The organism is Pseudomonas koreensis (assembly GCF_012986595.1).
GTDB classification, from domain to species: domain Bacteria; phylum Pseudomonadota; class Gammaproteobacteria; order Pseudomonadales; family Pseudomonadaceae; genus Aquipseudomonas; species Aquipseudomonas koreensis.
On the sequence record NZ_JAAQYM010000007.1, the window covers coordinates 248,633 to 274,666 of the forward strand.

Annotated in this window: 23 protein-coding genes; 6 read left to right on the top strand and 17 right to left on the bottom strand. The window is 61.5% G+C overall.

What is annotated here, in order from left to right; genetic code table 11:
• Positions 1-128 precede the first annotated feature (128 nt).
• The gene (locus tag HBN98_RS22310; protein ID WP_083368856.1) at positions 129-1,301 is read right to left on the bottom strand and encodes a cystathionine gamma-synthase; all 1,173 of its coding nucleotides are present in this window, start codon (positions 1,299-1,301) and stop codon (positions 129-131) included.
• The gene (locus HBN98_RS22315; RefSeq protein WP_083368857.1) at positions 1,298-2,674 is read right to left on the bottom strand and encodes a pyridoxal-phosphate dependent enzyme; all 1,377 of its coding nucleotides are present in this window, start codon (positions 2,672-2,674) and stop codon (positions 1,298-1,300) included. Before HBN98_RS22315 ends, HBN98_RS22310 begins: the two co-directional genes overlap by 4 nt.
• Positions 2,675-3,065: 391 nt before the next feature.
• Between HBN98_RS22315 and metE the strand changes: the two genes are divergently transcribed.
• Positions 3,066-5,354, top strand: coding sequence for a 5-methyltetrahydropteroyltriglutamate--homocysteine S-methyltransferase (gene metE / locus HBN98_RS22320; RefSeq protein ID WP_083369431.1), 2,289 nt, complete (start codon positions 3,066-3,068; stop codon positions 5,352-5,354).
• A 122-nt stretch (positions 5,355-5,476) separates the two neighbouring features.
• Here metE and HBN98_RS22325 read toward each other — a convergent pair whose 3' ends face one another.
• Positions 5,477-6,412: a Ppx/GppA family phosphatase gene (locus tag HBN98_RS22325; protein ID WP_083368858.1), complete on the bottom strand. Its 936-nt coding sequence runs from the start codon at positions 6,410-6,412 to the stop codon at positions 5,477-5,479.
• A gap of 295 nt (positions 6,413-6,707) precedes the next feature.
• Between HBN98_RS22325 and HBN98_RS22330 the strand changes: the two genes are divergently transcribed.
• Both HBN98_RS22330 and map read left to right on the top strand, forming a co-directional pair.
• The gene (locus HBN98_RS22330; protein WP_003225727.1) at positions 6,708-6,935 is read left to right on the top strand and encodes a ParD-like family protein; all 228 of its coding nucleotides are present in this window, start codon (positions 6,708-6,710) and stop codon (positions 6,933-6,935) included.
• Positions 6,932-7,723: a type I methionyl aminopeptidase gene (gene map / locus HBN98_RS22335; protein WP_083368859.1), complete on the top strand. Its 792-nt coding sequence runs from the start codon at positions 6,932-6,934 to the stop codon at positions 7,721-7,723. The genes HBN98_RS22330 and map overlap by 4 nt, the downstream gene beginning before the upstream one ends.
• 164 nt (positions 7,724-7,887) lie before the next feature.
• Here the strand turns inward: map and HBN98_RS22340 are convergent, their stop codons facing one another.
• The 5 genes from HBN98_RS22340 to ribBA form a co-directional block, all read right to left on the bottom strand.
• Positions 7,888-9,042, bottom strand: a complete 1,155-nt coding sequence (locus HBN98_RS22340; protein WP_064587884.1) for an ABC transporter ATP-binding protein — start codon at positions 9,040-9,042, stop codon at positions 7,888-7,890.
• A 17-nt stretch (positions 9,043-9,059) separates the two neighbouring features.
• Positions 9,060-9,869 carry an ABC transporter permease gene (locus HBN98_RS22345; RefSeq protein ID WP_007918021.1) on the bottom strand — a complete coding sequence of 270 codons (810 nt, stop codon included), beginning with the start codon at positions 9,867-9,869 and terminating at the stop codon, positions 9,060-9,062.
• A gap of 6 nt (positions 9,870-9,875) precedes the next feature.
• Positions 9,876-10,820 (bottom strand): ABC transporter permease, encoded by a 945-nt coding sequence (locus HBN98_RS22350; RefSeq protein ID WP_064587883.1) that lies wholly within the window; start codon positions 10,818-10,820, stop codon positions 9,876-9,878.
• Positions 10,817-11,842, bottom strand: a complete 1,026-nt coding sequence (locus tag HBN98_RS22355) for an ABC transporter substrate-binding protein (RefSeq protein WP_083368860.1) — start codon at positions 11,840-11,842, stop codon at positions 10,817-10,819. Before HBN98_RS22355 ends, HBN98_RS22350 begins: the two co-directional genes overlap by 4 nt.
• A 330-nt stretch (positions 11,843-12,172) precedes the next feature.
• Positions 12,173-13,282, bottom strand: a complete 1,110-nt coding sequence (ribBA, locus tag HBN98_RS22360) for a bifunctional 3,4-dihydroxy-2-butanone-4-phosphate synthase/GTP cyclohydrolase II (protein WP_083368861.1) — start codon at positions 13,280-13,282, stop codon at positions 12,173-12,175.
• 69 nt (positions 13,283-13,351) lie between these two features.
• Between ribBA and HBN98_RS22365 the strand changes: the two genes are divergently transcribed.
• Positions 13,352-13,648: a DUF1330 domain-containing protein gene (locus tag HBN98_RS22365; protein ID WP_083368862.1), complete on the top strand. Its 297-nt coding sequence runs from the start codon at positions 13,352-13,354 to the stop codon at positions 13,646-13,648.
• Positions 13,649-13,780: 132 nt separating this feature from the next.
• Here HBN98_RS22365 and HBN98_RS22370 read toward each other — a convergent pair whose 3' ends face one another.
• From HBN98_RS22370 to HBN98_RS22400, 7 genes are all read right to left on the bottom strand, one after another.
• On the bottom strand, positions 13,781-14,344 hold the full coding sequence (locus tag HBN98_RS22370) for an NUDIX hydrolase (RefSeq protein WP_041062549.1): 564 nt from the start codon (positions 14,342-14,344) through the stop codon (positions 13,781-13,783).
• 1 nt (position 14,345) lies between these two features.
• Entirely contained in the window at positions 14,346-15,098 is a 753-nt protein-coding gene (locus tag HBN98_RS22375; RefSeq protein WP_007968636.1) for a GntR family transcriptional regulator, read from the bottom strand.
• Positions 15,099-15,156: 58 nt separating this feature from the next.
• On the bottom strand, positions 15,157-15,546 hold the full coding sequence (locus HBN98_RS22380; protein WP_083368863.1) for a carboxymuconolactone decarboxylase family protein: 390 nt from the start codon (positions 15,544-15,546) through the stop codon (positions 15,157-15,159).
• Positions 15,547-15,678: 132 nt separating this feature from the next.
• Positions 15,679-16,164, bottom strand: coding sequence for a flavin reductase family protein (locus HBN98_RS22385; RefSeq protein WP_064587879.1), 486 nt, complete (start codon positions 16,162-16,164; stop codon positions 15,679-15,681).
• 12 nt (positions 16,165-16,176) lie between these two features.
• The gene (locus HBN98_RS22390) at positions 16,177-17,658 is read right to left on the bottom strand and encodes an aldehyde dehydrogenase (RefSeq protein WP_083368864.1); all 1,482 of its coding nucleotides are present in this window, start codon (positions 17,656-17,658) and stop codon (positions 16,177-16,179) included.
• Positions 17,655-18,488 (bottom strand): alpha/beta fold hydrolase, encoded by an 834-nt coding sequence (locus HBN98_RS22395; RefSeq protein WP_064587877.1) that lies wholly within the window; start codon positions 18,486-18,488, stop codon positions 17,655-17,657. The genes HBN98_RS22390 and HBN98_RS22395 overlap by 4 nt, the downstream gene beginning before the upstream one ends.
• A 31-nt stretch (positions 18,489-18,519) precedes the next feature.
• Complete coding sequence (locus HBN98_RS22400; protein WP_083368865.1) at positions 18,520-19,110, bottom strand: amino acid synthesis family protein; 591 nt, start codon at positions 19,108-19,110, stop codon at positions 18,520-18,522.
• Between the two features lie 448 nt (positions 19,111-19,558).
• Here HBN98_RS22400 and HBN98_RS22405 point away from each other — a divergent pair, with 448 nt between their 5' ends.
• Both HBN98_RS22405 and HBN98_RS22410 read left to right on the top strand, forming a co-directional pair.
• Positions 19,559-20,602, top strand: coding sequence for a WD40/YVTN/BNR-like repeat-containing protein (locus HBN98_RS22405; protein ID WP_083368866.1), 1,044 nt, complete (start codon positions 19,559-19,561; stop codon positions 20,600-20,602).
• Positions 20,599-22,983: an efflux RND transporter permease subunit gene (locus HBN98_RS22410; RefSeq protein WP_083368867.1), complete on the top strand. Its 2,385-nt coding sequence runs from the start codon at positions 20,599-20,601 to the stop codon at positions 22,981-22,983. The genes HBN98_RS22405 and HBN98_RS22410 overlap by 4 nt, the downstream gene beginning before the upstream one ends.
• Before the next feature lie 174 nt (positions 22,984-23,157).
• On the opposite strand, the gene HBN98_RS22415 is transcribed toward HBN98_RS22410, so the two are convergent.
• Both HBN98_RS22415 and HBN98_RS22420 read right to left on the bottom strand, forming a co-directional pair.
• A complete protein-coding gene (locus HBN98_RS22415) occupies positions 23,158-23,877 on the bottom strand; it encodes a FadR/GntR family transcriptional regulator (RefSeq protein ID WP_083368868.1) in 720 nt (239 codons plus the stop codon).
• Positions 23,878-24,129: 252 nt separating this feature from the next.
• The gene (locus HBN98_RS22420) at positions 24,130-25,866 is read right to left on the bottom strand and encodes an IlvD/Edd family dehydratase (RefSeq protein WP_083368869.1); all 1,737 of its coding nucleotides are present in this window, start codon (positions 25,864-25,866) and stop codon (positions 24,130-24,132) included.
• Positions 25,867-26,034: the final 168 nt, after the last annotated feature.

A 26,034-nucleotide genomic window follows, 5' to 3' on the forward strand; every position in this document is an offset into this window, starting at 1 on the left:
CGCTCTTTTTCCATGGTTGCTTTTGTACTGTGAGAGGCCCGATAAACCTTGTAAGCCAGAGACCAGCACTGGCCGCCTACTCGAATACCAAAGCCCGCATTGCTGCGGGCTTTGTCGTTGTTGCAGGGTCAGATTTTCGTCAGCGCGTACGCCAGATCGGCGCGCAGGTCTTCGAGATCTTCGACACCCACCGACAGACGCACCAGGCCATCGCCGATGCCCAGTTTGGCGCGGGTCTCGGGTGGAATGGTCGCGTGGGTCATGATCGCCGGGTGCTCGATCAGGCTTTCGACGCCGCCCAGGCTTTCGGCCAGGGCAAAGATCTTCACGTTTTCCAGAAAGCGCCGTGCGCCATCCAGATCGCTGTTCAAGTCCACGGAAATCATCCCGCCGAAACCGTGCATCTGCCGCTTGGCCAACTCATGCTGCGGGTGCGACGGCAGGCCTGGGTAGTAGACGCGTTTGACCTGCGGCTGTTGCTCCAGCCACTTGGCCAGTTCCAGCGCGTTGCTGCAATGACGCTCCATGCGCAGCGCCAGGGTTTTCACCCCGCGCAGGGTCAGGAACGCATCGAACGGGCCGGAAATCGCGCCGACCGCGTTTTGCAAAAAGCCGAGTTTTTCCGCCAGTTCAGGGTTCTGCCCAACCACCGCGATACCGCCGATCACATCGGAGTGACCGTTGAGATACTTGGTGGTCGAGTGCAGCACGATGTCGAAACCCAGCTCCAGCGGGCGCTGGATATACGGGCTGGCGAAAGTGTTGTCGGCGACGCTGATGATCCCGCGCGCACGGCAGATACGGGCGATGGCAGCCAGATCCGACAGGCTCAGCAGCGGGTTGGTCGGCGACTCGACAATGACTAGGCGTGTGTCGTCCTGCAGCGCCGCTTCGAACGCCGACAAGTCAGTCAGATCGACGTAGCTGAAACGATGCCCGGCACTGCGCTGGCGCACCTTGTCGAACAGGCGGAAGGTGCCGCCGTACAGGTCGTTGCCGGAGATCACGTGCGATCCGGCATCGATCAGTTCGAGCACGGTGGAAATCGTTGCCAGCCCGGAAGCGAAAGCGAACGCCCGGGTGCCACCTTCCAGATCCGCCACGCAGCGCTCCAGAGCGAAGCGCGTCGGGTTGTGCGAACGTCCGTAGTCGAAGCCCTTGTGCACGCCGGGGCTGTCCTGCAGGTACGTCGAGTTGGCGTAGATCGGCGGCATCAGCGCGCCGGTGGTTGGATCAGGCTCCTGCCCGGCGTGGATCACCCGGGTCGCGAAGCCTTGGGAATGCTTGTCGTGCTGACTCATGCGAGGGATCTCCGTAATTGGTTGAGCATGTCGGTGCGGGTGATCAGGCCATGGAAGCCCGAGGCGTCGGCGATGATCGCCACGAGGCCGCGACTGAGCACCGATTCCAGCTCGGCGAGGTTGGCGCCGGGCGCGAGGGTTTGCAGTTTGTCGGTCATCACGCTGGAAACCGATTGACTGAAGCGTGCGGCGTCTTCGTGCACCGCCAGCAGAATGTCGGATTCGTCGATGACGCCAACCAGTTGCTTGCCTTCAACCAGCACCGGCAGCTGCGAAACGTCCGCCAGGCGCATGCGCTGGAACGCGGTCAGCAGGGTGTCGTCGGGGCCAACGCTGATCACGCGGCCGTCTTCGAAACGCCGGGCGATCAGGTCACGCAGGTCGCCGTAGCCCTTGCGCTGCAACAGGCCTTGATCGGTCATCCATTGGTCGTTGTAGACCTTCGACAGATAGCGCGTGCCGGTGTCGCAGACAAAACTCACCACGCGTTTCGGCTCGGTCTGTTCACGGCAATAACGCAGCGCGGCAGCGAGCAGGGTGCCGGTCGACGAGCCACCGAGAATGCCTTCGGCGCGCAGCAACTGGCGCGCGTGGTCGAAGCTTTCTTCATCGCTGATCGAGTAGGCGTGGCGCACGCTGGTGAGGTCGGTGATCGACGGAATGAAATCTTCGCCGATGCCTTCCACCGCCCACGAACCGGGCGTCGGCATCGTGCCGTCGCGGCTGTACTGAGCCATCACCGAACCCACCGGGTCGGCGAGGACCATTTCCAGATCCGGTTGTACGCGTTTGAAGAAACGGCTGAGGCCGGTCAGGGTGCCGGAGGAACCGACACCGACCACGATCGCGTCCAGATCATGTTCGGTCTGCGCCCAGATCTCCGGCGCGGTGCTGCACTCGTGTGCCAGCGGGTTGGCGGGGTTGTTGAACTGGTCGGCGAAGAACGCGCCGGGAATGTCTTTTGCCAGTCGTGCAGCCACGTCCTGGTAATACTCGGGGTGGCCCTTGCCGACATCCGAGCGGGTGATGTGCACTTCGGCGCCCATGGCTTTCAAGTGCAGGACTTTCTCGGTGGACATTTTGTCCGGGACTACCAGCACCACGCGGTAGCCTTTGGCACGGCCAACCAGGGCCAGACCGAGGCCGGTGTTGCCGGCAGTGGCTTCGACGATGGTGCCACCCGGTTGCAGGCGCCCATCGCGTTCAGCGGCATCAATCATCGCCAGACCGACGCGGTCCTTGATCGAACCGCCAGGGTTTTGTGATTCCAGTTTGAGAAACAGTGTGCAGAGGCCGGTATCGAAGCGGGTAACTTGTACCAGCGGCGTATTGCCGATCAGCCCAAGTACGGCAGGGCGTGAATCCTTTGACATTTCTTCACCTCTTGTAGTGGTGTTGATCGCGTTCCATTCGCGGGGAAAAGCTCGCGTGCAACATAGGCTCAGACATGATCTGTCGCAACCTTTAGTCGGCCGCTGATACAGCGATTTCGATCTAACCATAGAACAGAATCAAAGCCTGCAAAGGCTTGGTTTCAGGGGGTTTACATCAAGGCGCCATTGAGTATTCAAAGGGCGTCGTAACCTTCACCGATAGCTTGATCTACGGATGAATATCCTGCAGGGCAAACCGCGTTTTAACGCTACATGCAGTGAACACCTGATCATGAGGGAAACTCGTGATCATCAAGATTAAAATGAGTTTGTCTCACTGATGCTTGATCTCGACAATGGCCGCCATCAACAAGACATTGGAGTGTTTGTCATGGCACTGGCCCATTCCCTCGGATTTCCGCGCATCGGTCGCGACCGCGAACTGAAAAAAGCGCAAGAGGCGTTCTGGAAAGGAGAACTGAACGAGGCCGGCCTGCGTGAGGTGGGTCGTGAGCTGCGCAAGGCCCACTGGGCGTTGCAGAAGAATGCCGGGATCGAGCTGCTGCCGGTGGGGGACTTTGCCTGGTACGACCAGGTGCTGACCCACTCGCTGATGTTCGGGGTGATCCCCGAGCGCTTCCGTCCGCACGACGGCAAAGCCACCCTGCAGACCCTGTTCGGCATGGCCCGGGGTGTCAGCGACAGCTGCTGCGGCGGTGCCCACGCTCAGGAAATGACCAAATGGTTCGACACCAACTACCACTATCTGGTCCCGGAATTCAGCGTTGATCAACAGTTTCAGCTCGGCTGGGAACAGCTCTTCGAAGAAGTCGAAGAGGCCCGCGCCCTGGGGCACACCGTCAAACCGGTGGTGCTCGGCCCGCTGACGTACCTGTGGCTGGGCAAAGCCAAAGGCGCCGAGTTCGACAAGCTGGAATTGCTCGATCGCCTGTTGCCGCTGTACGGGCAAATCTTCGCGCGGCTTGCCGCCCTTGGTGTGGAGTGGGTGCAGATCGACGAGCCGATTCTGGTGCTGGATCTGCCACAGGACTGGAAGAACGCTTTCGAGCGTGCCTACAACCAGATCCAGCGCGACCCGCTGAAAAAACTGCTCGCCACTTACTTCGGTGGTCTGGAAGAAAACCTCGGTCTGGCCGCCAATCTGCCGGTCGACGGATTGCACATCGATCTGGTGCGCGCAGCGGAACAGTACCCGACCATCCTTGATCGCTTGCCGGCCTACAAAGTGCTGTCGCTGGGTGTGGTCAACGGCCGCAACGTCTGGCGCTGCGATCTGGAAAACGCGCTGGCGACGTTGCAGCATGCGCATGAACGCCTGGGTGATCGGCTGTGGGTCGCGCCTTCGTGCTCGCTGCTGCACAGCCCGGTGGATCTGAGCCGCGAAGACCAGCTCGATGCCGAGCTGAAAAGCTGGCTGGCCTTCGCTGTGCAGAAGTGCGAGGAAGTGGCGCTGCTGGCCCAGGCCGTGAATCAACCGGAAGCGCCGAAAGTGCTGCGGGCCTTGGCTCAGAGTCGTTCGGTGCAGACCAGTCGCGCCGCCTCGCCACGCATCCACAAACCGGCGGTTCAGGCCCGTGTGGCGGCCATTACAGCGCAGGACAGTCAGCGCCAATCGCCATTCAGCCAACGCATCGGCAAACAGCGCGCCGGCCTCGATCTGCCGCTGTTTCCGACCACCACCATCGGTTCGTTTCCGCAGACCGCGTCGATTCGTCTGGCGCGCCAGTCATTCAAGCAAGGCAGGCTGAGCGAGGCCGAATACACCGAAGCGATGTACAGCGAGATCCGTCACGCCGTGGAAATCCAGGAGCAACTGGGCCTCGATGTGCTGGTGCACGGGGAAGCCGAGCGCAACGACATGGTCGAGTACTTTGCCGAGCAACTGGATGGCTACGTGTTCACCCGTTTCGGCTGGGTGCAGAGCTACGGTTCGCGCTGCGTGAAGCCAGCGGTGATCTTCGGCGACCTGAGCCGGCCGAGAGCCATGACCGTGGACTGGATTCGCTATGCTCAGGGCCTGACCGACAAGGTCATCAAAGGCATGCTGACGGGACCGGTGACCATGCTGATGTGGTCGTTCCCCCGCGAAGACGTGTCCCGTGAAGTGCAGGCGCGACAGCTGGCGCTGGCGATTCGCGATGAAGTGGTGGATCTGGAAGCTGCCGGGATCAAGATCGTGCAGATCGATGAAGCGGCGTTCCGCGAAGGCCTGCCGTTGCGCCGGGCGCAGTGGCAGCACTATCTGGACTGGGCCACCGAAGTGTTTCGCCTGTGCGCGTCGGGTGTGCGTGACGAAACGCAGATCCACACCCACATGTGCTACAGCGAGTTCAACGATGTGATCGAATCCATCGCGGCGATGGATGCCGACGTGATCACCATCGAAACCTCGCGCTCGGACATGGAACTGCTCGACGCCTTCGAAGCCTTCGCCTACCCGAACGAGATCGGCCCGGGCGTCTACGACATCCACTCGCCGCGAGTGCCGGAGACTTCGGAGATGGCCAACCTGTTGCGCAAGGCCGCCCAGCGGATTCCGCCGGAGCGGTTGTGGGTCAACCCGGATTGCGGTTTGAAAACCCGTGGCTGGCCGGAGACCGAGGCGGCGCTGGTGCACATGGTCAACGCTGCCCGGCAGTTGCGCAAAGAACTGGCGTAACGCGCTAAACACCCCCATGGGAGCGAGCCTGCTCGCGAAGGCAGAGTGTCAGTCGAATGATATTTTTCTGATTCACCGCTTTCGCGAACAGGCTCGCGCCCACGACAGGGTTTTGCAGGGGCTCAGTGACGGCTCATCAAACCGTGCAACACACCCAGGCGCAGCCCCGGTTCCGACGGCGCCATCTGCGAAATGCCGAACACCTTGAACGCCGCCAGCATCAGCACCAGCCCGCCCGGGAGGATGCTCTGGCGATGCGGCTGCAAGCCGGCCAGCTTCAACTGCTGAACGTTCTTCACTTTCAGCAGCAGGAGCGACAGGCGCAACAGTCCGCCATAGGTAATGCCGTCCTGGCCGAAGTCGTTCAAACGATTGGCCTTGAGCACTTTCGCCAGCATCCGCGCGGTGCCTGACGAGCCAATGGTCTGCTGCCAGCCCTGCGCGCGGTAGCGGCGGGCGACTTTTTCGAATTGCAGGATGGTGACACGCTCGGCTTCCTGCAGCGCACCGGGAGCGATGCGCCCGTCGGGGAAATAGCGTGCGCCCAGGGTGCCGCTGCCGATGGCGATGCTTTCGGTGAGCAGCGGTTGCGCGCCCTGGCCGAGAATCAGCTCGGTGGAGCCGCCGCCGATGTCGACCACCAGTCGCAGGTCTTCGGCGCTTGGCAGGGTGTGGGCGACGCCGGCGTACACCAGGCGCGCCTCTTCATGGCCGCAAATGACGTCAATCGGAAAGCCCAGATGCCGCTCCGCCCCAGCGAGAAACAACTGCGCATTGTCGGCCTCGCGCACGGCGCTGGTCGCCACCGCACGAACCCGACCGGCTTCAAACCCGCGCAGTTTTTTGCCGAAGCGTGCCAGCGCCTGCCAGCCGCGATCCAGGGCCATCGTATCCAGCGCGCCACCGTCCAAGCCCTCGGCCAGCCGCACCGGTTCACGCAGGGTTTTGACCTCCTGAATCATGAAGCCCTTTCGGCTGCGAACCGACTGGCCGATCATCATGCGAAACGCATTCGAACCCAGATCGATGGCGGCAAACAGCGAGGCGTCTTCTTTCATGGCAATCCTTAACGCATCCGTCGAAGGCTCAAGACGGTTTGCGAGGATTCTGCCGCTGACTTGATGACATCCTGATGACGGGGCAGGGGCGGTTCAATGAATGTGCGGCTGTCATGACACTGTCATTATCCGGCGCCTATGCTGAGCCCAATACATCGCGTGTTCTTAAAGTTTTTGCTGCCTCTTTTGGCAGCTTTTTTTTGCCTGCGATTTGGCAATTCGTGCGCAAGGTTTGCAATCGTGGGCGTCGCTTGGCTAATATACGGTACATATACACTTCGTATCGGATTCGCATATGGGCATCGTAAAGATTTCAGAGGACATGCACGAGAACCTGCGCATCTCCAGCAATGCACTCAGCCGCTCGATCAACGCGCAGGCCGAGCACTGGATGCGCATCGGCATGCTCGCCGAACTGCACCCCAACCTCGACCACAGCGCCATTTGCCGCTTGCTGATCCGCGCCGAACAGAACGGCGGGCTGGATCTGCATCAACTGACTCAGGAAGCCGTCAGCGCATGAGAAACCAGATCAAGATCAACACCCCCGCCGAGATCGCCCAGTCGCGCGCTGCCGGCAAACTCGCCGCTGAAGTGCTGGCGATGCTGGTGCCGCACGTCAAGGCTGGGGTGACCACCGATGAGCTGGATCGGTTGTGCAACGACTACATCGTCAACGTGCAGAAAGCTATTCCGGCCAACGTCGGTTACCACGGCTTCCCGAAAACCGTCTGCGCCTCGGTCAACGATGTGGTGTGCCACGGCATTCCCTCGGGCACACCACTGAAAGACGGCGACATCCTCAACCTCGACATCGCGGTGATCAAGGACGGCTGGTTCGGCGACACCAGCCGCATGTACGTGGTCGGTGAGGCAACGCCTGAGGCGCAGCATCTGATCAAGACCACTTACGAGGCGATGTGCGCCGGCATTCGCGTGGTGCGCCCGGGCGCGACCTTGGGCGATATCGGCCATGCGATCCAGAGTCTGGCGGAGAAGGAAGGCTTCAGCGTGGTGCGCGAGTACTGCGGGCATGGCATCGGCAAGGTCTACCACGATGAACCGCAGATTTTGCACTACGGTTTTCCGAATCAGGGCATGAAGCTCAAGGCGGGGATGATCTTCACCGTTGAACCGATGCTCAATGCCGGCAAGCGCCATGTGAAGAACATGCCTGACGGCTGGACCGTGCTGACCAAGGATGGCTCGTTGTCGGCGCAGTGGGAGCACATGGTGGCGGTGACGGAGACGGGGTTTGAGATTCTGACGGCGTGGCCGGATGAAGTTGAAGGGTTCGCGGCCATCGTCTGAGCACCACCACAGTCCGACGCTGGAGTGACCTGAGGGTAATACGCGATCCAATTGTAGGAGTGAGCCTGCTCGCGATAGCGGTGCGCCAGACAACATGGCGTTGACTGTGAAAACGCTATCGCGAGCAGGCTCACTCCTACAGGGGACGTGTTGCCTGGGATATATCAGTGGGCGCCGGCCGCTTTGTTGAGGTCGCTGTCGGTCCACTCGGTATACACGCAAGCATCCGCCGTGGCCCAGCGCACGCGCACCGAATCCCCGGCCTTGAGCGGCATGCCCGCCGCCGACAGCGCCTTCACCGTCATCGACGTCCCCCCCGAGGTAACCACGCTGCAAGTCTGGCTCTCACCGAGAAACAGCACTTCCACGACCTGCGCCGACACCTCATTCCAACCGGCCGCCAACGGCTCATCGGTCGCCTGCTGCACGCTGAGCGCCAACGCTTTCTCCGGGCGCACCATCAGCAGCAGATCCTGATCGGTGTGCAACCCGGCGGTCAGTCGAATCGACAGCGACTGCCCCTCGAAACTCGCCGCCGCGTTGCCCTGGACCTTGAGCTTGAGGAAGTTCGAGTTGCCGAGGAACGACGCGACAAACGCATTCGGCGGGTTCTGGTACAGGTCATATCCGCTGCCCAGGCCGACAATCTTGCCGTGACTGAAAATCGCGATGCGTTGTGACAAACGCATGGCTTCTTCCTGATCGTGGGTCACGTAGACGATGGTGATGCCCAGGCGCCGATGCAGCTGGCGCAGTTCGTCCTGCAAGTCTTCACGCAGTTTTTTATCCAGCGCACCCAGCGGTTCGTCCATCAGCAGAATGCGCGGCTCGTAGACCAGCGCCCGGGCAATGGCGACCCGTTGCTGTTGGCCACCAGAGAGTTGCGAAGGGCGGCGATGGGCGAACTGTTCGAGCTGCACCAGTTTCAGCATCGCGTCGACACGCTTGTCACGTTCGGCGGCGGCGAGTTTGCGGATCGCCAGCGGGAAGGCGATGTTGTCGCGCACCGACAGATGCGGGAACAGCGAGTAGCGCTGGAACACCATGCCGATGTCGCGCTTGTGCGGCGGCACGTTGACCAGTGACTGGCCGTTGACCAGGATCTCGCCGCTGCTCGGCGTTTCGAACCCGGCGAGCATCGACAGCGTGGTGCTTTTGCCCGAGCCGCTGGAGCCGAGGAAGGTCAGGAACTCGCCGTCCTTGATATCCAGCGAGATGTTGTCGACGGCGGCAAAGTCGCCGTAATGCTTGTTCAGGTTGCGCAGGCTGACCAGGGGTTTGTCGTTCTGCTGGGATGCGTCTTTGATCACGGCACTCATGTCGTACTCCTGGGCGCTCAGGCGCTGATTTCGTTGCGCCGGCGCAGTGCGGCGGCGATCACCATGACCAACACCGACAGGCCGATCAGCAGCGTCGAAGCGACGGCGATCACCGGGGTCAGGTCCTGGCGCAGGGTGGTCCACATTTTTACGGGAAGGGTTTGCAGGGTCGGGCTGGCCATCATCACGCTGAGCACCACTTCGTCCCACGAAACCAGAAAGGCGAAGAGGGCGCCGGCGACCATGCCCGGACGGATCGCCGGGAAGGTCACCTTGAACACCGCTTGCAGGCGCGAGGCGCCGCAGATCACCGCCGCGTCTTCAATCGACTGATCGAACAGCTTCAGCGAGTTGATGATCGAGATAATGGTGAATGGCAGTGCGACGATCACATGGCTGACCACGAACGCAAACATCGTCCCGGTGTAGCCGAGCTTGAGAAACAGCGCGTACACCGCCACGGCGATGATCACCAACGGCACGATCATCGGCAGGGTGAACAGGCCGTAGAGCATTTCCCGCCCGGGAAAACGTCCGCGCACCAGCGCGAACGCGGTCGGCAGACCCAGGGCCACGGCGCAGATCGTGGTCAGCACGGCAACCTTGAGGCTGGCCGCTGCAGCGTTCATCCAGTCGGGATTGGAGAAAAACTGGCCGTACCATTTCAGCGTCCAGCCCGGCGGTGGGAACACCAGCCATTGCGACGAACCGAACGACAGCAGGACGATGAACACGATCGGCAACAGCAGGAACAGACCGATCAGCCCGGTGGTGGCGTAGAGGCCGAAGCGCATCCGCCGGCTCATGGCATTGGGAGTCAGGAGCATCTCGGCTTACCTCGCGTTGCTGGCGCCAACCGGGGAGTCCGGTTGAAGCTTCAGGTAGAAGTAGAACAGCACCAGGGTGATCGCGATCAGCAACGCGGCGCCGGCACTGGCCAGGCCCCAGTTGAGGAACGATTGCACCTGCTGAATGATGAACTCCGGCAGCATCATGTTCTGCGCCCCGCCGAGCAGCGCCGGGGTGACGTAGTAACCGAGCGACATCACGAACACCATCAACCCGCCGGATGCCAGACCCGGCCGGCACAGCGGCAGGAACACCCGGAAGAAGTTGGTCCACGGGCTGGCGCCGCAAATCGAGCCGGCCTGCAGGATCATCGGGTCGATGGCCTGCATGGTCGCCTGCAACGGCAGCACGATGAACGGGATCATGATGTAGCTCATGCCAATCACCACGCCGGTCAGGTTGTGCACCATTTCCAGCGGCTGATCGATGATGCCCAGCGCCATCAAGGCCTTGTTGATCACCCCCGAGGCTTGCAGCAGCACCAGCCACGAATAGGTGCGGGCGAGCAGGCTGGTCCACATCGACAGCAAGACGATGTTGAGGATCCAGCGCCCCCAGCCACGCGGCACCAAGGTGATCGCCCAGGCCAGCGGAAAGCCCAGCAACAGGCTGAAAACAGTCACCAGCCCGGCCACCGAAAAGGTGTTGAGCAGCACTCGCGCATACGCCGAGTTGGCGAACAGTTGTTCATAGTTGCCAAGGCCAGGCACAGGTTCCAGCACGCCGCGCAACAGCAGGCCAATCAACGGCGCCAGAAAGAACAGGCCGAGGAACAGCAGCGCCGGCAGCAGGTTGCCGGCGCCACGCCAGCGTTGTTTGAAGGACGGGGCTTGCGCCATTGCACTGGCCTTGCCGAGAGCCGGGCCGGCAGCGCTCGCGGCGCTCCCGGTGGCAGTGGAGGGACGGGACGCAGTGGCCGCCATTTTCATTTGACCAGCCATTCGTTCCACCGTGTCGCGATGGCTTGACCGTTCTTGGCCCAGTACGCGAAATCAAGAGTGATCTGATCCTTAGCGTAGGCAGTCGGCAGGTTCGGGGCCAGCACCGAGTCCAGGCGCGCCACGCTGTCGACGTTGACCGGGGCGTAGGCGGTCAGATTGGAGAAGTCGGCCTGGCCTTTGGCACTGCTGGCGTTGGCCAGAAACTTCATCGCCGCGTCCTTGTTTTTCGAACCTTTCGGGATCACCAGAATGTCGGCCATGACCAGGTTCTGCTTCCAGCTCACGCCCACCGGCGCGCCGTCTTCCTGCAGGGCGTGAATGCGGCCGTTCCAGAACTGGCCCATGCTCGCTTCACCAGAGGCCAGCAGTTGCTGCGACTGAGCACCGCCGCCCCACCAGACGATGTCTTTCTTGATGGTGTCGAGTTTCTTGAAGGCGCGATCGAGGTCCAGCGGATAGAGCTTGTCGGCCGCTACGCCGTCGGCCAGCAGCGCCAGTTCGAGCACGCCGGGACTTGGCCATTTGTACAGGGCGCGTTTGCCGGGGTAGGTCTTGGTGTCGAACAGTGCCGTCCAGTCTTGCGGCTTAGCAGCGCCGAGCTTGCCCTCGTTGTAGCCAAGGACGAAGGAGAAGAAGAACGAGCCGACGCCGTAGTCGCTGACGAAGCGCGGGTCGATCTTGTCGCGCTGGATGACTTTGAAATCGAGGGGTTCGAGCAGGCCTTCAGCCGCGGCGCGCAGGGCGAAGTCGGCTTCGACATCGACCACATCCCACTGCACGTTGCCGCTTTCGACCATGGCTTTGAGTTTGCCGTAGTCGGTCGGACCGTCCTGCACCACGGTGATGCCGCTGGCCTTGCTGAACGGATCGGCCCAGGCCTGTTTCTGCGCATCCTGGGTGCTACCGCCCCAGCTGACGAAGTTCACGCTTTCGGCGGCCATTGCAGCCTGGCCGGTCACGCTCAGCAGTCCCGCAAAAAGGATTGCGGTTGCAGCTTTGTTCAACACCATTTTTACGCCCTCATTGTTGTGTTTTTGAGCGGGCTTGCGTTGTTGCCCGCCTGTCGGGAGCAGTAGCTGGACGGTTTTTCAGGTCGTCCGGTCTATGGAATATCATATTATGGTATTCCAAACTTTGTGCAAGCACTTTGCCTTACCGGTTATCTGGCGAATCTGTTTTTTGACCGCTAAAGGATTTTCGATAGATGAGAAATTGTGGCGAGGGAGCTTGCTCCCGCCTGGTTGCGAAGCGGCCCTCGCTTTTTTTAAAGAGCCTGGGCCTGCTGCGCAGTCCAGCGGGAGCAAGCTCCCTCGCCACAGAGGATCAGCAATGTCCGTGGGTTATTCGGTGAAGGGGATGCTCTCGACCACTTCCAGGTCATACCCGGTCAACCCCGCATACTTCAGCGGCGGCCCAAGATGGCGCAGCTTGCCCACCCCCAGGTTCTGCAGAATCTGCGCCCCGGTGCCCACCTCCGAATAGATCCGCGATTGCGAGCGACTGAACTGCCGCGGCGGCTGGGTCAGTTGCGGCACGCGCTCCAGCAACGCCTGCGATGACTCGTGATTAGCCAGCACCACCACCACCCCATGACCCTCAGCCGCGACCCGCTGCAGTGCTGCCCACAGCGTCCAGTTGCTTGGCCCGCTGTACTCGGCGCCGACCAGATCGCGCAGCGGATCGATCACATGCACGCGCACCAGTGTCGGTGCTTCGCGGCGCAGATCGCCCATGACCATCGCCATGTGCACACCGCCCTCGATGCGGTCCTCAAAGGTGATCAAGCGGAACGTGCCGTGCACCGTCGGCAGTTCACGTTCGCCAATGCGTTCGATGGTGTGCTCGGTGCTCAGGCGATAGTGGATCAGGTCGGCGATGGTGCCGATCTTGATCCCGTGCTTGCGCGCGAAGACTTCCAGGTCCGGGCGGCGGGCCATGGTGCCGTTGTCGTTCATCACCTCGACGATCACCGAGGCCGGGGTGAAACCGGCGAGGCGTGCCAGGTCGCAACCGGCTTCGGTGTGGCCGGCGCGGGTCAGCACGCCGCCTTCCTTGGCGCGCAGCGGGAAGATATGGCCGGGCTGCACCAGGTCTTCGGCGCGGGCGTCTTTGGCCACGGCGGCCGCGACCGTACGCGCGCGGTCAGCGGCAGAGATGCCGGTGGTCACGCCGACGGCCGCTTCGATCGATACGGTGAACGCGGTGCTGAACACGCTGCCATTGCTCGGCACCATCTGCTCCAGGCCCAGGCGTTGGCAGTGTTCATCGGTCAGCGTCAGGCAGATCAGCCCGCGCGCCTCACGGGCCATGAAGCTGATCGCCTCGGGCGTGCAGCAGTCGGCGGCCAGCAGCAGGTCGCCTTCGTTTTCCCGATCTTCGTCATCGACCAGCAGGACCATTTTGCCGAGGCGATAATCTTCGATGATTTCTTCGATGCTGTTGAAGGCCATGCTGGACTCTCAGGGTTTGTTGGAAATAATATTGGTATACCATAATACAAATTCAACAAAGAGGTCACTATGAAGGCGTACTGGATTGCCCACGTGGATGTCGCGGATGCCGAGCACTACAGCCAATACACCCAGCGCGCGCCGAAGGCGTTCGCCGAGTTTGGCGCGAAGTTTCTGGCCAGAGGCGGGCGCAGCGAGGCGCTGGAGGGCAGGGCTACACCTCAGCGTAGCGTGGTGATCGAGTTCGAGAGCTACGAGCAGGCACTGGCGTGCTACCACTCGGCGGCGTATCAGGAAGCGAAACGGTATCGCGAGGAATGGGCGAGGGCGGAGATCATCATCGTCGAGGGCATCGCCCCAATCTAGGCAACACCACCACACCCCTGTAGGAGCTGCCGCAGGCTGCGATCTTTTGATCCTGTTTTTTAAAATCAAGATGAAAAGATCGCAGCCTGCGGCAGCTCCTACAGGGCGAGTGTCAGGCAATGTCAGGGGGATTCAGCGGATAAAGTGGATCTTGCCGCTATCGTCATTGCCCATGTAAATCCCATACACCCCGGCCTGGCGCTCCTCGATATAACGCTCGAGGATCTGCCGGATCGCCGGGTAATAGATCTGCTCCCACGGGATGTCTTCAGGGGCGAAGAACTTGTAGTCCAGGGTCTCGGGGCCATATTGCCCGGTGATCTCCAGCGCGATGGCGCGGAAGATGATGTACACCTCGCTGATCTTCGGCACGCTGAAAATCGAGTACGGCGAGACGATTTCCGCACGCACGCCGCTTTCTTCCCAGACTTCGCGCAGCGCCGCCTGCTCGGTGGTCTCGCCGCTTTCCATGAAGCCGGCCGGCAGCGTCCAGGTGCCCGGGCGCGGTGGGATCGCCCGTTGGCACAAGAGGTATTTGCCATCCTGCTCGATGATGCAGCCGGCGATGATCTTCGGATTGACGTAGTGGATGTAGCCGCAGCCGCGGCACATCAGGCGCTCGTGCGTATCGCCCGGCGGCACCTGCTGACCGAGGTCAGGGCCGCCGCATTTCGGGCAAAAGCTCGGGCTGAACATCTCAGTGACCTATACGCGGTTCTTTCAGCGCGATGGGCAGGGTGATGTTCGGCGTGGCGCCGGTCTCTTCCTGTTTGCGCTTGAGGTAATCGAGGGCCACGGCGGCTGCGGCGCGCACGTGGTCGACACAGGCCTGATGCGCCGCCAGCGGATCACCGCTCTTGATCGCCTCGACCATTTTTTCCATTTCGTGGTTACTCGCGCCGCGACGGTTTTCCTGGGACACCGAGGTCGCGCGCAGATAGCTGATGCGCGCCTGCAGTTGGCGCAGTTGTGTGGCCGCCACATGGTTGCCCGAGCCTTCAAGCAACACGTCGTAGAAGCCCTGCACCGAGTCGATCACCTGTTGCAGTTCGCCGTCCTTGAGCGCCTTGCGGTTCTCGTCGAGGGCTTTTTCCAGGGCCTTGATGTCCTTGGCTTTGGCGCGCAGGGTGAACAACTGGACGATCAGGCCTTCGAGCACGCAACGCAGCTCATAGATGTCGACCGCGTCGGCGAGGGTGATGATCGCCACGCGCGGGCCCTTGGCGTCAGCGAACTCGACCAGGCCTTCGGATTCGAGGTGACGCAAGGCTTCGCGCACCGACGTGCGGCTGACACCCAGGCGATCGCACAGATCGCGCTCGACCAGACGATCCCCTGGCATGAGCTGGAAATTCATGATCGCGCTACGCAGTTTATCCAGCACGATTTCGCGCAGGGTAACGGGGTTGCGATTGACCTTGAAGCTGTCGTCGAGTGGCTGGCGTTTCATGGGGTCCGCTCTTTACTGTGGCTGTCCATGCCAGACGGGCATCAAAACAGCCGAGGGGTTAACTGGAGGCCTCGGCGTCGGCTTCGGCGAAGGCTTCACGGGCGAGCCGGAAACTGTCCACGGCTGCCGGGACGCCGCAATAAATACCGACCTGAAGCAGAATTTCGCGTATTTGCTCACGACTCAGGCCGTTACGCAAGGCGCCGCGCACATGCAGCTTGAGTTCATGCGGACGGTTGAGCGCCGAGATCATTGCCAGGTTGATCATGCTGCGCTCTTTGAGCGACAAACCCTCACGCCCCCAGACATGGCCCCAGCAGTATTCAGTGACCATTTCCTGCAGCGGACGGGTGAAGTCGTCGGCGTTCTCTATCGAACGTTGCACGTAGCCTTCGCCCAGCACCTGGGTGCGGATCTTCAGGCCTTTTTCGTACTTTTCGTTACTCATGGTTCCTCCTGCCACTACAGATCTCTTGTGTAGGAGCTGCCGAAGGCTGCGATCTTTTGATCTTGCTCTTGAAAATCAAAGTCAAAAAGATCGTAGCCTGCGGCAGCTCCTACAGGGGATTGTGTGTATCCATCAGGTCAATGTCGGCAACGGCCCCAACTTGCCCTTGTGATAAATCATCGGCGTCACTGGCTGTTCGGGCAGGATCAGGTGCTTCACCGCGCCAACAATGATCGCGTGATCACCACCGTCGTATTCCCGCCACAACTCACACTCGATGATCGCCGTGGCCTTGGCGAGGATCGGGTTGCCGAGTTCGCTTAAATGCCATTCGATGTCTTTGGCCTTGTCCTTGCCTTTACCGGCGAAGGCGTAGGCCTCAGCCGTCTGGTCGGCGGACAGCAAGTGGATCGCGAACTTCTTGCTGTCGCGCAGCACCGGGTAGGTGTCCGAGGCGTAGTTGGGGCAGAACAGCACCAGTGCCGGGTCAATCGACAGCGCGCTGAAAGCGCTGGCGGTGATGCCGACGATGCCGCCGTCCGGGTCGAGGGTGGTGACCACCGTGACGCCAGACGGAAACGAGCTCATCACATCTTTGTAAATGCCGGGTTCGATCATGTCGCAGGACTCCTAGCGCATCACAAACGGATCAGGCATGGGGGCCTGAGAGAGATTGATCCACACCGTTTTCAGTTCGGTGTAGGCCAGCACCGAATCGATGCCGCTTTCGCGTCCATAGCCACTGTTCTTGAAGCCGCCGATCGGCGCCATCGCCGACACTGCGCGGTAGGTGTTGACCCAGATGATCCCCGAGCGCACATCGCGCGCCAGGCGATGGGCGCGGCCCAGATCGCGGGTCCAGATGCCGGCGGCGAGGCCGAACTGCGAGTCGTTGGCAATCGCCAGCGCCTCGGCTTCATCTTTAAAGCGAATCACTGAAGCCACCGGGCCGAAGACTTCTTCCTGCATGATCTTCATCGAGTTGCGGTCGCACTCGAACAGCGTCGGCTCGTAGAACCAGCCGTCGCCAAGATCCGCCGGGCGCTTGCCGCCAGTACGCAACCGCGCGCCTTCAGCGATGGCGTCGGCGACCAGCCCTTCGACCACTGCCAGTTGCTGCGCGGTGGCCATCGGGCCCATTTCGCTGTGGTCTTCCTGCGGGTTGCCGATGCGGATGCGCTGGGCGCGCTCGACCAGTCGATTGACGAACTCGTCGTAGATTTCGTCCTGCACCAACAGGCGCGAACCCGACACGCAACTCTGACCGGAAGCCGCGTAGATCCCGGCAATCGCGCCGTTGATCGCGCTGTCCAGATCGGCGTCGGCGAAGATGATGTTCGGCGACTTGCCGCCCAATTCCAGCGACAGCTTGGCGAAGTTCTCGGCACTGCTGCGCACCACATGCCGCGCCGTGGCCGCGCCGCCGGTGAAGGCGATCTTGCGGATCAGTGGATGGCGGGTGAGGGCGGCGCCGGTGCTCGGGCCGTAACCGGTGACGACGTTGACCACACCCGGCGGAATCCCGGCTTCAAGGGCCAGACGTGCCAGCTCAAGGATGGTCGCCGAAGCGTGCTCGGACGGCTTGATCACAATGGTGTTGCCGGCGGCGAGGGCCGGCGCCAGTTTGATCGCGGTCAGATAAAGCGGGCTGTTCCAAGGAATGATCGCGGCGACCACACCCATCGCTTCGTGCACGGTGTAGGCAAACAGGTCGGGCTTGTCCAGCGGCAGGGTGCCGCCTTCGAGCTTGTCGGCCAGGCCTGCGGTGTAGTGGAAGAACTCCGGCAGATAACCGACCTGACCCCGTGTTTCACGGATCAGCTTGCCGTTATCGCGGCTTTCCAGCTGCGCCAGTTGTTCCTTGTTTTCCGCGATCAGGTCACCGAGACGGCGCAGCAGTTTGCCGCGTGCGGTGGCGGTCAGGCCGCGCCAGGCCGGGCTGTCGAAAGCTGTCTGCGCCGCTTGCACCGCGCGTTCGACGTCGGCTTCATCGGCGTCAGGCAGTTCGGCCCAGGCCTGCGCGCAAGCCGGGTTGAGGCTTTCGAAGGTCTTGCCGGAGAGGGCGTCGACCCATTCTCCGCCGATGCACATCTGGAAGCGTGCGAGTGTCATGCAACGATCCCCTTTATATGGTTTTGTCGGGAGTGTGCGTATTCGAGAAATTCCAGCAGCGTCTGGTTGACCAGGCGCGGTGACTCTACCGGCATCATATGCCGTTGCTCGGGCAGCACCGCAACCTTCGCCCCCGGGATGCGCCGGGCCAGTTGCTCGGCCATTTCCGGGGTTGAACCGGGGTCTAGTTCGCCGGTGGCGATCAGCGTCGGCGCCTGAATGCTGCCGAGGTCGTCGGCGCGGTACATGTCCTGGGTGGCAAACAATTCGTAGGTGGTCAGATAACCCTGCGGGTCATTGCCGGCCAGGGTCTGGCGAATCGCAGCGATCTGCGCCGGGTTGGCCGCCTGATATTCACGGCTGAACCAGCGTGACAGCGCCGCTTCGGCGTTGGCATCCGGGCCGTGTTCGGCCGCCTGCGCGGTGCGGGCGATGACGCCGGCACGCTGTTCTTCGCTGCGGTTGAATACGCTATTGAGCACCACCAGACTTTGCAGGCGCTCGGGGTAGTGCAGGGCAAACGCCCGCGCCACCAGCCCGCCCATGGAGAAGCCGATCACCGCGGCCTGGGGCAGGTTCAGGTGGTCGAGCAGCTCCAGCAACTGATCGGCGTACCCGAGCAGCGCGGTGCCGCTGGCCGGGCGCGGGCTGGCGCCGTGGCCGAGCATGTCGTAGGCGATCACCCGATACTGGCCGGCGAGGCCAACGATCTGGCCACCCCACATTTCTTTGTTCAGGCCCACGCCGTGGATCAAGACCACGGGCTGGCCTTGGCCGGTCGCCAGGTAACTGGTGCCAGCCGGGGTGAGTTCAGCGGTGAGCCGAATCATGGAGCGCTCCTGCAATGCCTTTTTATTGTGATTACTGGGCTTTTTCGGCGGCCAGTTCTTCCAGATCGATGTAGCGGTTGCCGATGCGCGGATGCAGGCGACCACCGTCGGCGCAACCGAGCACCACAACGATTTCGTCGGCACGCGGCGCGTCTTCGATCTGCATTTCCAGGGTGATGTAGTGCGAACGCTGGCCTTCGTCGTCCTTGTGCATCATCGGAATCTGGATCGATGTGCCCGGGCCGCCGCGCTTGTTGGTGAAGCTCAGGTAGCTCTTGGCCTTGACCGCTTCGCGGTAGTGATTGCCGAAGCGCAGGGTGTGGATCACCGCCGAGGCGTGTTCGATCTCGCCGTCGGCACCGACCACTGCAGCCTTGCCGTAGGCCTCGATCTTCTCGGCGCCGCCGATGATGCCCACCAGACGGTCGACCATCAGTGCGCCGAGGTCGGAGCAATTGGCGCGGATCTGCGGTTTCAGATCCTCAACGAAGCCGTTGCCCACCCAAGGGTTCTTCATCACCACGGCCAGACCGACCATGGTCACCGGCTTGTCAGTGGCCTTGCCGCCTTCGATGAAGGTTTCTTCGACATAACTGACGATCTTGCGAATTTCGAAACTCATGAGCTGCTCCGTAGGGGGATTGAGAGTGTCTGTGCGTCTGATGGTATACCATAATACCGATCGTGCAAGGCCCCTACGCAAGATTTGCCCATCGACCCGGCGAATGGCGGTGTATTCACCTGCCATCCTCATCAATCCGCCACATCGCGATATCGATGTAGGAGCTGCGGCACGCTGCGATCTTTTGATCTTGTTTTTAAAGACCCGGATCAAGAGATCGCAGCGTGCCGCAGCTCCTACAGGGTTTTTTGTCGGGGGCATTTGGTTAACAAAAGATAACGTGGCGCCGATTGTCAGACGTTTCCAAAGCCCGATAGGATGAGCCAGCTTCCCAAGGCGCTCTGGACTGCGGGTTTCACGGCTATGCTTGTGACCCATCAGTCACCACGAGCACCCTTGCGGCGCCCTAAGGCCGAATGGCCTAACAATAATAAATAGGGGAAGGTCTATGAGTCGTTGCCGCCCGCCGGCGTTACGCAACACCGCGTTGCTGGCCACAGCACTCACTTTGCTGGGCTGTGTTGCCTTGTCGGCACCCGCGCTGGCCGCCGAAGCGCCAGCCGCCGGGGTGTATTCCACCGAATCGGCCAAAGCCGCAAAAAGCCTGATACTCGATGTCGTCCACGCCGGCACCCGGTTGGTGGCGGTCGGTGATCGCGGGCACATTCTCTATTCCGACGACCAGGGCAAGACCTGGACCCAGGCCAAGGTGCCGACCCGGCAACTGCTGACGGCGGTGTACTTTGTCGATGACAAGCACGGCTGGGCCGTAGGCCACGACGCACAGATCCTCGCCAGCGAAGACGGCGGCCTGACCTGGAGCAAACAATTCGAAGACCTCAAACGCGAAGCGCCGCTGCTCGACGTCTGGTTCAAGGACGTCAATCACGGCATCGCCGTGGGTGCTTACGGGGCTCTGCTGGAAACCACCGATGGCGGCAAGAACTGGCAGGACGTCAGCGACCGCCTCGACAACCAGGACCAGTTCCACCTCAACGCCATCGCGGCGGTCAAGGACGCCGGGCTGTTCATCGTCGGCGAGCAGGGCAGCATGTTCCGCTCTCCCGACTGGGGCCTGACCTGGGAAAAACTCCAGGGCCCGTATCAAGGCTCGCTGTTCGGCGTGATCGGCACCGCCCAGGCGCAAACCCTGTTGGCCTACGGCCTGCGCGGCAACCTCTATCGCTCCACCGACTTCGGCAGCACCTGGCAACAGGTCGAACTCAAAGCGGCGCGCGGTGCGCTGGAGTTCGGTCTGTCCGGCGCCACGCTGCTCGCGGACGGCTCGATCGTGATCGTCGGCAACGGCGGCTCGGTGATCAGCAGCAGCGACAACGGCGAAACCTTCAGCGTCTTCAACCGCCCGGACCGCATTTCGCTGTCCTCGGTGACGGCGGCGGGCGACGGCAACCTGATTCTGACCGGGCAGGGTGGCGTTCACACCACGCAGCCCAACGGCGCCGAAATCAATAACAAGAAGGCGGGGCTATGACTTCCTTGATCACTCCTCAGCAGGAAAAAGCGACGCTTCTCGAACGTCTGATTTTCAACAACCGCCCGGCCGTGATCCTGATCTGCCTGGTGGTGAGCATTTTTCTGTTCTGGCAGGCGACGCTGATCCGGCCGTCCACCAGTTTCGAAAAAATGATCCCGCTCAAGCATCCGTTCATCGAGAAGATGATGGAGCACCGCAACGATCTGGCGAACCTTGGCAACACCGTACGGATATCGGTGGAAGCCAAAGACGGCGACATCTTCTCCAAGGAATACATGGAGACCCTGCGCCAGATCAACGACGAGGTGTTCTACATCTCCGGCGTCGACCGCTCGGGCCTGAAATCGCTGTGGAGTCCAAGCGTGCGCTGGACCGAAGTGACCGAAGAAGGCTTTGCCGGCGGTGAAGTGATTCCGCAGAGCTACGACGGTTCGCCGGACAGCCTCGACATGCTGCGCAATAACGTCCTCAAGTCGGGGCAGGTCGGGCGGCTGGTGTCCAACGACTTCAAGTCGAGCATCGTCGACATTCCGCTGCTGGAGTCTTACCCGGACCCGCAGGACCAAGGCAAGCTGCTGGCGCTGGACTATCGCCAGTTCTCCCATGAGCTGGAAGACAAGATCCGCAACAAGTTCGAAGCGCAGAACCCCAACGTCAAGATCCACATCGTCGGCTTCGCCAAGAAGGTCGGTGACCTGATCGACGGTCTGGTGATGGTGGTGATGTTCTTCGGCATCGCGTTCGTCATCACCCTGATCCTGTTGCTGTGGTTCACCAACTGCCTGCGCAGCACCATCGCGGTGTTGAGCACCACGCTGGTGGCAGTGGTCTGGCAACTGGGGCTGATGCACTTCTTCGGTTTCGGGCTGGATCCGTACTCGATGCTGGTGCCGTTCCTGATCTTCGCCATCGGCATTTCCCACGGCGTGCAGAAGATCAACGGCATCGCCCTGCAGTCGAGTGAGGCGGACAACGCCCTGACCGCCGCGCGGCGCACGTTCCGGCAACTGTTCCTGCCGGGGATGATCGCGATTCTCGCGGATGCGGTGGGCTTCATCACCCTGCTCATCATCGACATCGGAGTGATCCGCGAGTTGGCGATCGGCGCGTCCATCGGCGTGGCGGTGATCGTGTTCACCAACCTGATTTTGCTGCCGGTGGCGATTTCCTATGTCGGCATCAGCAAGCGTGCGATTGCCAAGAGCAAGAAGGACGCGAATCGCGAACATCCGTTCTGGCGCCTGCTGTCGAACTTCGCCAGCCCGAAAGTCGCGCCGATTTCCATCGTTCTGGCGCTGCTCGCCTTCGGTGGCGGCCTCTGGTACAGCCAGAACCTGAAGATCGGCGACCTCGACCAGGGCGCGCCAGAGCTGCGTCCGGACTCGCGCTACAACAAGGACAACAATTTCATCATCAACAACTATTCCACCAGTTCCGACGTGCTGGTGGTGATGGTCAAGACCGCCACCGAAGGCTGCTCGCGCTACGAAGCGATGGCGCCCATCGATGAGCTGATGTGGAAGATGCAGAACACCGAGGGCGTGCAGTCGGCGATCTCGCTGGTGACCGTGTCCAAGCAGATGATCAAGGGCATGAACGAGGGCAACCTGAAATGGGAAACCCTGTCGCGCAACCCGGACGTGCTGAACAACTCGATCGCCCGCGCCGACGGCCTGTACAACAACAGCTGCTCGCTGGCGCCGGTGCTGATCTTCCTCAATGATCACAAGGCCGAAACCCTCGACCGTGCGGTGCACGCGGTGCAGGAATTCGCCAAGGCCAACAACAAGGACGGTCTGGAATTCATCCTCGCTGCCGGCAACGCCGGGATCGAGGCGGCCACCAACGAGGTGATCAAACAGGCCGAACTGACCATTCTGATCCTGGTGTACATCTGCGTGGCGGTGATGTGCATGATCACCTTCCGCTCGTGGGCGGCTACCCTGTGCATCGTCCTGCCGCTGGTGCTGACTTCGGTGCTGGGCAACGCACTGATGGCGTTCATGGGCATCGGCGTCAAGGTCGCGACCCTGCCGGTGGTGGCGCTGGGCGTGGGGATTGGCGTGGACTACGGCATCTACATCTACAGCCGCCTGGAAAGTTTCCTGCGGGCCGGGCTGCCGTTGCAGGAAGCCTATTACCAGACCCTGAAATCCACCGGTAAAGCGGTGCTGTTCACCGGTCTGTGCCTTGCGATTGGGGTGTGCACCTGGATCTTCTCGGCGATCAAGTTCCAGGCCGACATGGGCCTGATGCTGACCTTCATGCTGCTGTGGAACATGTTCGGTGCGCTGTGGCTGCTGCCGGCCCTGGCGAAGTTCCTGATCAAGCCGGAGAAAATGGCAGGGCAGAAGGGCAATTCGCTGTTCTCCCACTGATCCGGACGCCTGAAACGACAAAGCCGCAACCTCAGGGTTGCGGCTTTTTTGTAGGTCAAGATCAAGAGATCGCAGCCTTCGGCAGCTCCTACAGGAGGCCAGGTAAATCAGTATTCTACGGGTGCACCCGATCCCTGTAGGAGCTGCCGAAGGCTGCGATCTTTTGACTTTGCTTCAGGAGCGTTCGGTGCCAAGCACAGCACTCAACGCACTGCGCGCATCATCCAGCTGCACCAACGTTGCATGCCGAGCGCCGAGCGCATCACGATTCTCGATTGCGGTGAGAATCGCCTTATGCCGTGGCAGCGCCAGCTCATGCAGGTTCGGCCGCTGATTCGAATGCTTCAGCGCCTCGGCTATCGCCACCGAGAGCATGTTGCACAGGTTCGCCAGCAGATCGTTATGGGTCGCGTCGGCGATGCGGCTGTGGAAGTCCAGGTCCGGTTGCAGCAAGGCTTCCGGCGTCGGTGCCGCTTCCATGCGTTGATAAGCTTCGCCGATGGCGGCGATGTCGGCCTCGGTCGCGTGTTGGGCGGCGAGGGCGGCAGCGGCCGGTTCGATGATGCTGCGCACGCTGGTCAGCACATTGAAAAATTCATTCTGCGGGCTGCTTTGCATCAGCCAGTGCAACACGTCCGGATCGAGCATGTGCCATTCACGGCGCGCCTTGACCACCGTGCCGACCCGCGGTCTGGAATACACCAGCCCCTTGGCCACCAGCACCCGCGTGGCTTCGCGCAACACCGGCCGGCTGACCGCGTATTCCTCGCACAACAGCGCTTCGGCGGGCAGCTTGTCGTCGGGCAAAAAGCGTCCGGAGACGATCTGCATGCCCAGTTCCTGGACAATGCGCGAGTGCATGCTTTTGCGGTCGGAAGGTTTGCGGTAATCCATGGGGAACGGCGCGATCCTGAGCGATGGAGATGCCGCGCATCATAGCAGGCGTGGCACGCCTTCATCAGACCTGAAATCTGCGAACACCCTGTGGCGAGGGAGCTTGCTCCCGCTGGGCTGCGGAGCGGCCCCCAAACCGGTGAATGCGCTTGTCCAGTGATACCGCTCATGCTGATTTGCGACTGCTGCGCAGCCGAGCGGGAGCAAGCTCCCTCGCCACAGTGGTTGATTCAGACCTGAAAGATGTTGGTGTTAATGGGAATGGCGCGGGACTTCCGCACCTCGGCAACCGATCAGGAAGTCAAAGTCACAACCCTGATCCGCCTGCAGCACATGGTCGATGTACAGCTGACGATAACCACCCACCAGCAACTGCTGCGGCGGTTGCAGATCGGCCATGCGCGCGGCCAGTTCCGCATCGGGAATGTCCAGGTGCAAGCGCCCGCTGGCGCAGTCGAGTTCGATCCAGTCACCTTCCTGCACCACCGCCAACGGCCCGCCGGCTGCCGCTTCGGGGGCAACGTGCAAAACCACGGTGCCATACGCGGTGCCACTCATTCGCGCGTCAGAAATGCGCACCATGTCGGTCACCCCCTGCGCCAACAGCTTGGCCGGCAGCCCCATGTTGCCCACCTCGGCCATGCCTGGATAACCCTTCGGCCCGCAGTTTTTCATCACCAGAATCGAATCTTTATCGACATCCAGTTCCGGATCATTGATCCGCGCCTTGTACATGTCGAAGTTCTCGAACACCACCGCACGGCCACGATGCTGCATCAGTTCCGGGGTCGCGGCGGACGGCTTGAGCACCGCACCGAGTGGCGCCAGGTTGCCGCGCAATACGCAGATGCCACCGTCAGCGCGGATCGGATTGTCGAGGGTGCGGATTACCTCATCTTCGCCATAAATCGGCGCGTCTTGGGTGTTCTCGCGCAGGGTTTTGCCGTTGACGGTCAGCGCATTCGGATTAGGGATAAGATTGGCCTCGCCGAGGCGGCGCAGCACCGCCGGCAGACCGCCGGCGTAGTAAAACTCTTCCATCAGGAAACGCCCGGACGGTTGCAGGTCGACGATGGTCGGCATGCCGCGCCCGATGCGCGTCCAGTCGTCCAGATCCAGTTCGACGCCGATGCGTCCGGCGATGGCTTTCAGGTGAATCACCGCGTTGGTGGAACCACCGATGGCGGCGTTGACCCGAATGGCGTTTTCAAAGGCTTCCTTGGTCAGGATCTTCGACAGACGCAAGTCTTCGCGCACCATCTCCACCGCGCGCATGCCGGACATGTGCGCCAACACATAACGCCGTGCATCCACCGCTGGAATCGCCGCGTTGTGTGGCAAGGAGGTGCCCAGTGCTTCGGCCATGCAGGCCATGGTCGACGCCGTGCCCATGGTGTTGCAGGTGCCCGCCGAGCGCGACATGCCGCCTTCGGCCGCAAGGAAGTCGTCAATGGTGATGGTGCCGGCCTTGACCTGTTCGCTGAGCTGCCAGACCACGGTGCCGGAGCCGATATCCTTGCCCTTGTGCTTGCCGTTGAGCATTGGCCCGCCGGTGACGACGATGGCCGGCACGTCGCAACTGGCCGCGCCCATCAGCAGCGCCGGGGTGGTTTTGTCGCAGCCGGTCAGCAGCACCACGCCGTCAATCGGGTTACCGCGAATCGCCTCTTCGACGTCCATGCTCGCCAGGTTGCGGGTGAGCATGGCGGTGGGGCGCAGGTTCGATTCGCCGTTGGAGAACACCGGGAATTCCACCGGAAACCCGCCAGCCTCGATCACCCCGCGTTTGACGTGCTCCGCGATCTGGCGGAAGTGCGCGTTGCACGGGGTCAGTTCCGACCAGGTGTTGCAGATGCCGATGATCGGCTTGCCGTGAAACTGGTGGTCGGCGATGCCCTGATTCTTCATCCAGCTGCGGTACATGAAGCCGTTCTTGTCGGCAGTGCCAAACCATTGGGCCGAGCGCAGGGTGGGTTTCTTCTCAGACATGATCGATTCTCTTATTGTAAGACTATTGTTTGCGAGTTACGGCTAAACATAAGCTCAAAATCGACGGTTTGGAAGTGTTGTTGGGTAATTAGTATTACTATATAGTCGTTTTCGACGGAGGGATTGGCCCTGGCGGTGTTCCGCGAGAGGCGTCCCCCGAGGTTCTAT

Coding starts and splice junctions, on each gene's coding strand:
- HBN98_RS22310 (WP_083368856.1), bottom strand. CDS start 1,301: ATGAGTCAGCACGACAAGCATTCCCAAGGCTTCGCGACCCGGGTGATC.
- HBN98_RS22315 (WP_083368857.1), bottom strand. CDS start 2,674: ATGTCAAAGGATTCACGCCCTGCCGTACTTGGGCTGATCGGCAATACG.
- metE (WP_083369431.1), top strand. CDS start 3,066: ATGGCACTGGCCCATTCCCTCGGATTTCCGCGCATCGGTCGCGACCGC.
- HBN98_RS22325 (WP_083368858.1), bottom strand. CDS start 6,412: ATGAAAGAAGACGCCTCGCTGTTTGCCGCCATCGATCTGGGTTCGAAT.
- HBN98_RS22330 (WP_003225727.1), top strand. CDS start 6,708: ATGGGCATCGTAAAGATTTCAGAGGACATGCACGAGAACCTGCGCATC.
- map (WP_083368859.1), top strand. CDS start 6,932: ATGAGAAACCAGATCAAGATCAACACCCCCGCCGAGATCGCCCAGTCG.
- HBN98_RS22340 (WP_064587884.1), bottom strand. CDS start 9,042: ATGAGTGCCGTGATCAAAGACGCATCCCAGCAGAACGACAAACCCCTG.
- HBN98_RS22345 (WP_007918021.1), bottom strand. CDS start 9,869: ATGCTCCTGACTCCCAATGCCATGAGCCGGCGGATGCGCTTCGGCCTC.
- HBN98_RS22350 (WP_064587883.1), bottom strand. CDS start 10,820: ATGAAAATGGCGGCCACTGCGTCCCGTCCCTCCACTGCCACCGGGAGC.
- HBN98_RS22355 (WP_083368860.1), bottom strand. CDS start 11,842: ATGGTGTTGAACAAAGCTGCAACCGCAATCCTTTTTGCGGGACTGCTG.
- ribBA (WP_083368861.1), bottom strand. CDS start 13,282: ATGGCCTTCAACAGCATCGAAGAAATCATCGAAGATTATCGCCTCGGC.
- HBN98_RS22365 (WP_083368862.1), top strand. CDS start 13,352: ATGAAGGCGTACTGGATTGCCCACGTGGATGTCGCGGATGCCGAGCAC.
- HBN98_RS22370 (WP_041062549.1), bottom strand. CDS start 14,344: ATGTTCAGCCCGAGCTTTTGCCCGAAATGCGGCGGCCCTGACCTCGGT.
- HBN98_RS22375 (WP_007968636.1), bottom strand. CDS start 15,098: ATGAAACGCCAGCCACTCGACGACAGCTTCAAGGTCAATCGCAACCCC.
- HBN98_RS22380 (WP_083368863.1), bottom strand. CDS start 15,546: ATGAGTAACGAAAAGTACGAAAAAGGCCTGAAGATCCGCACCCAGGTG.
- HBN98_RS22385 (WP_064587879.1), bottom strand. CDS start 16,164: ATGATCGAACCCGGCATTTACAAAGATGTGATGAGCTCGTTTCCGTCT.
- HBN98_RS22390 (WP_083368864.1), bottom strand. CDS start 17,658: ATGACACTCGCACGCTTCCAGATGTGCATCGGCGGAGAATGGGTCGAC.
- HBN98_RS22395 (WP_064587877.1), bottom strand. CDS start 18,488: ATGATTCGGCTCACCGCTGAACTCACCCCGGCTGGCACCAGTTACCTG.
- HBN98_RS22400 (WP_083368865.1), bottom strand. CDS start 19,110: ATGAGTTTCGAAATTCGCAAGATCGTCAGTTATGTCGAAGAAACCTTC.
- HBN98_RS22405 (WP_083368866.1), top strand. CDS start 19,559: ATGAGTCGTTGCCGCCCGCCGGCGTTACGCAACACCGCGTTGCTGGCC.
- HBN98_RS22410 (WP_083368867.1), top strand. CDS start 20,599: ATGACTTCCTTGATCACTCCTCAGCAGGAAAAAGCGACGCTTCTCGAA.
- HBN98_RS22415 (WP_083368868.1), bottom strand. CDS start 23,877: ATGGATTACCGCAAACCTTCCGACCGCAAAAGCATGCACTCGCGCATT.
- HBN98_RS22420 (WP_083368869.1), bottom strand. CDS start 25,866: ATGTCTGAGAAGAAACCCACCCTGCGCTCGGCCCAATGGTTTGGCACT.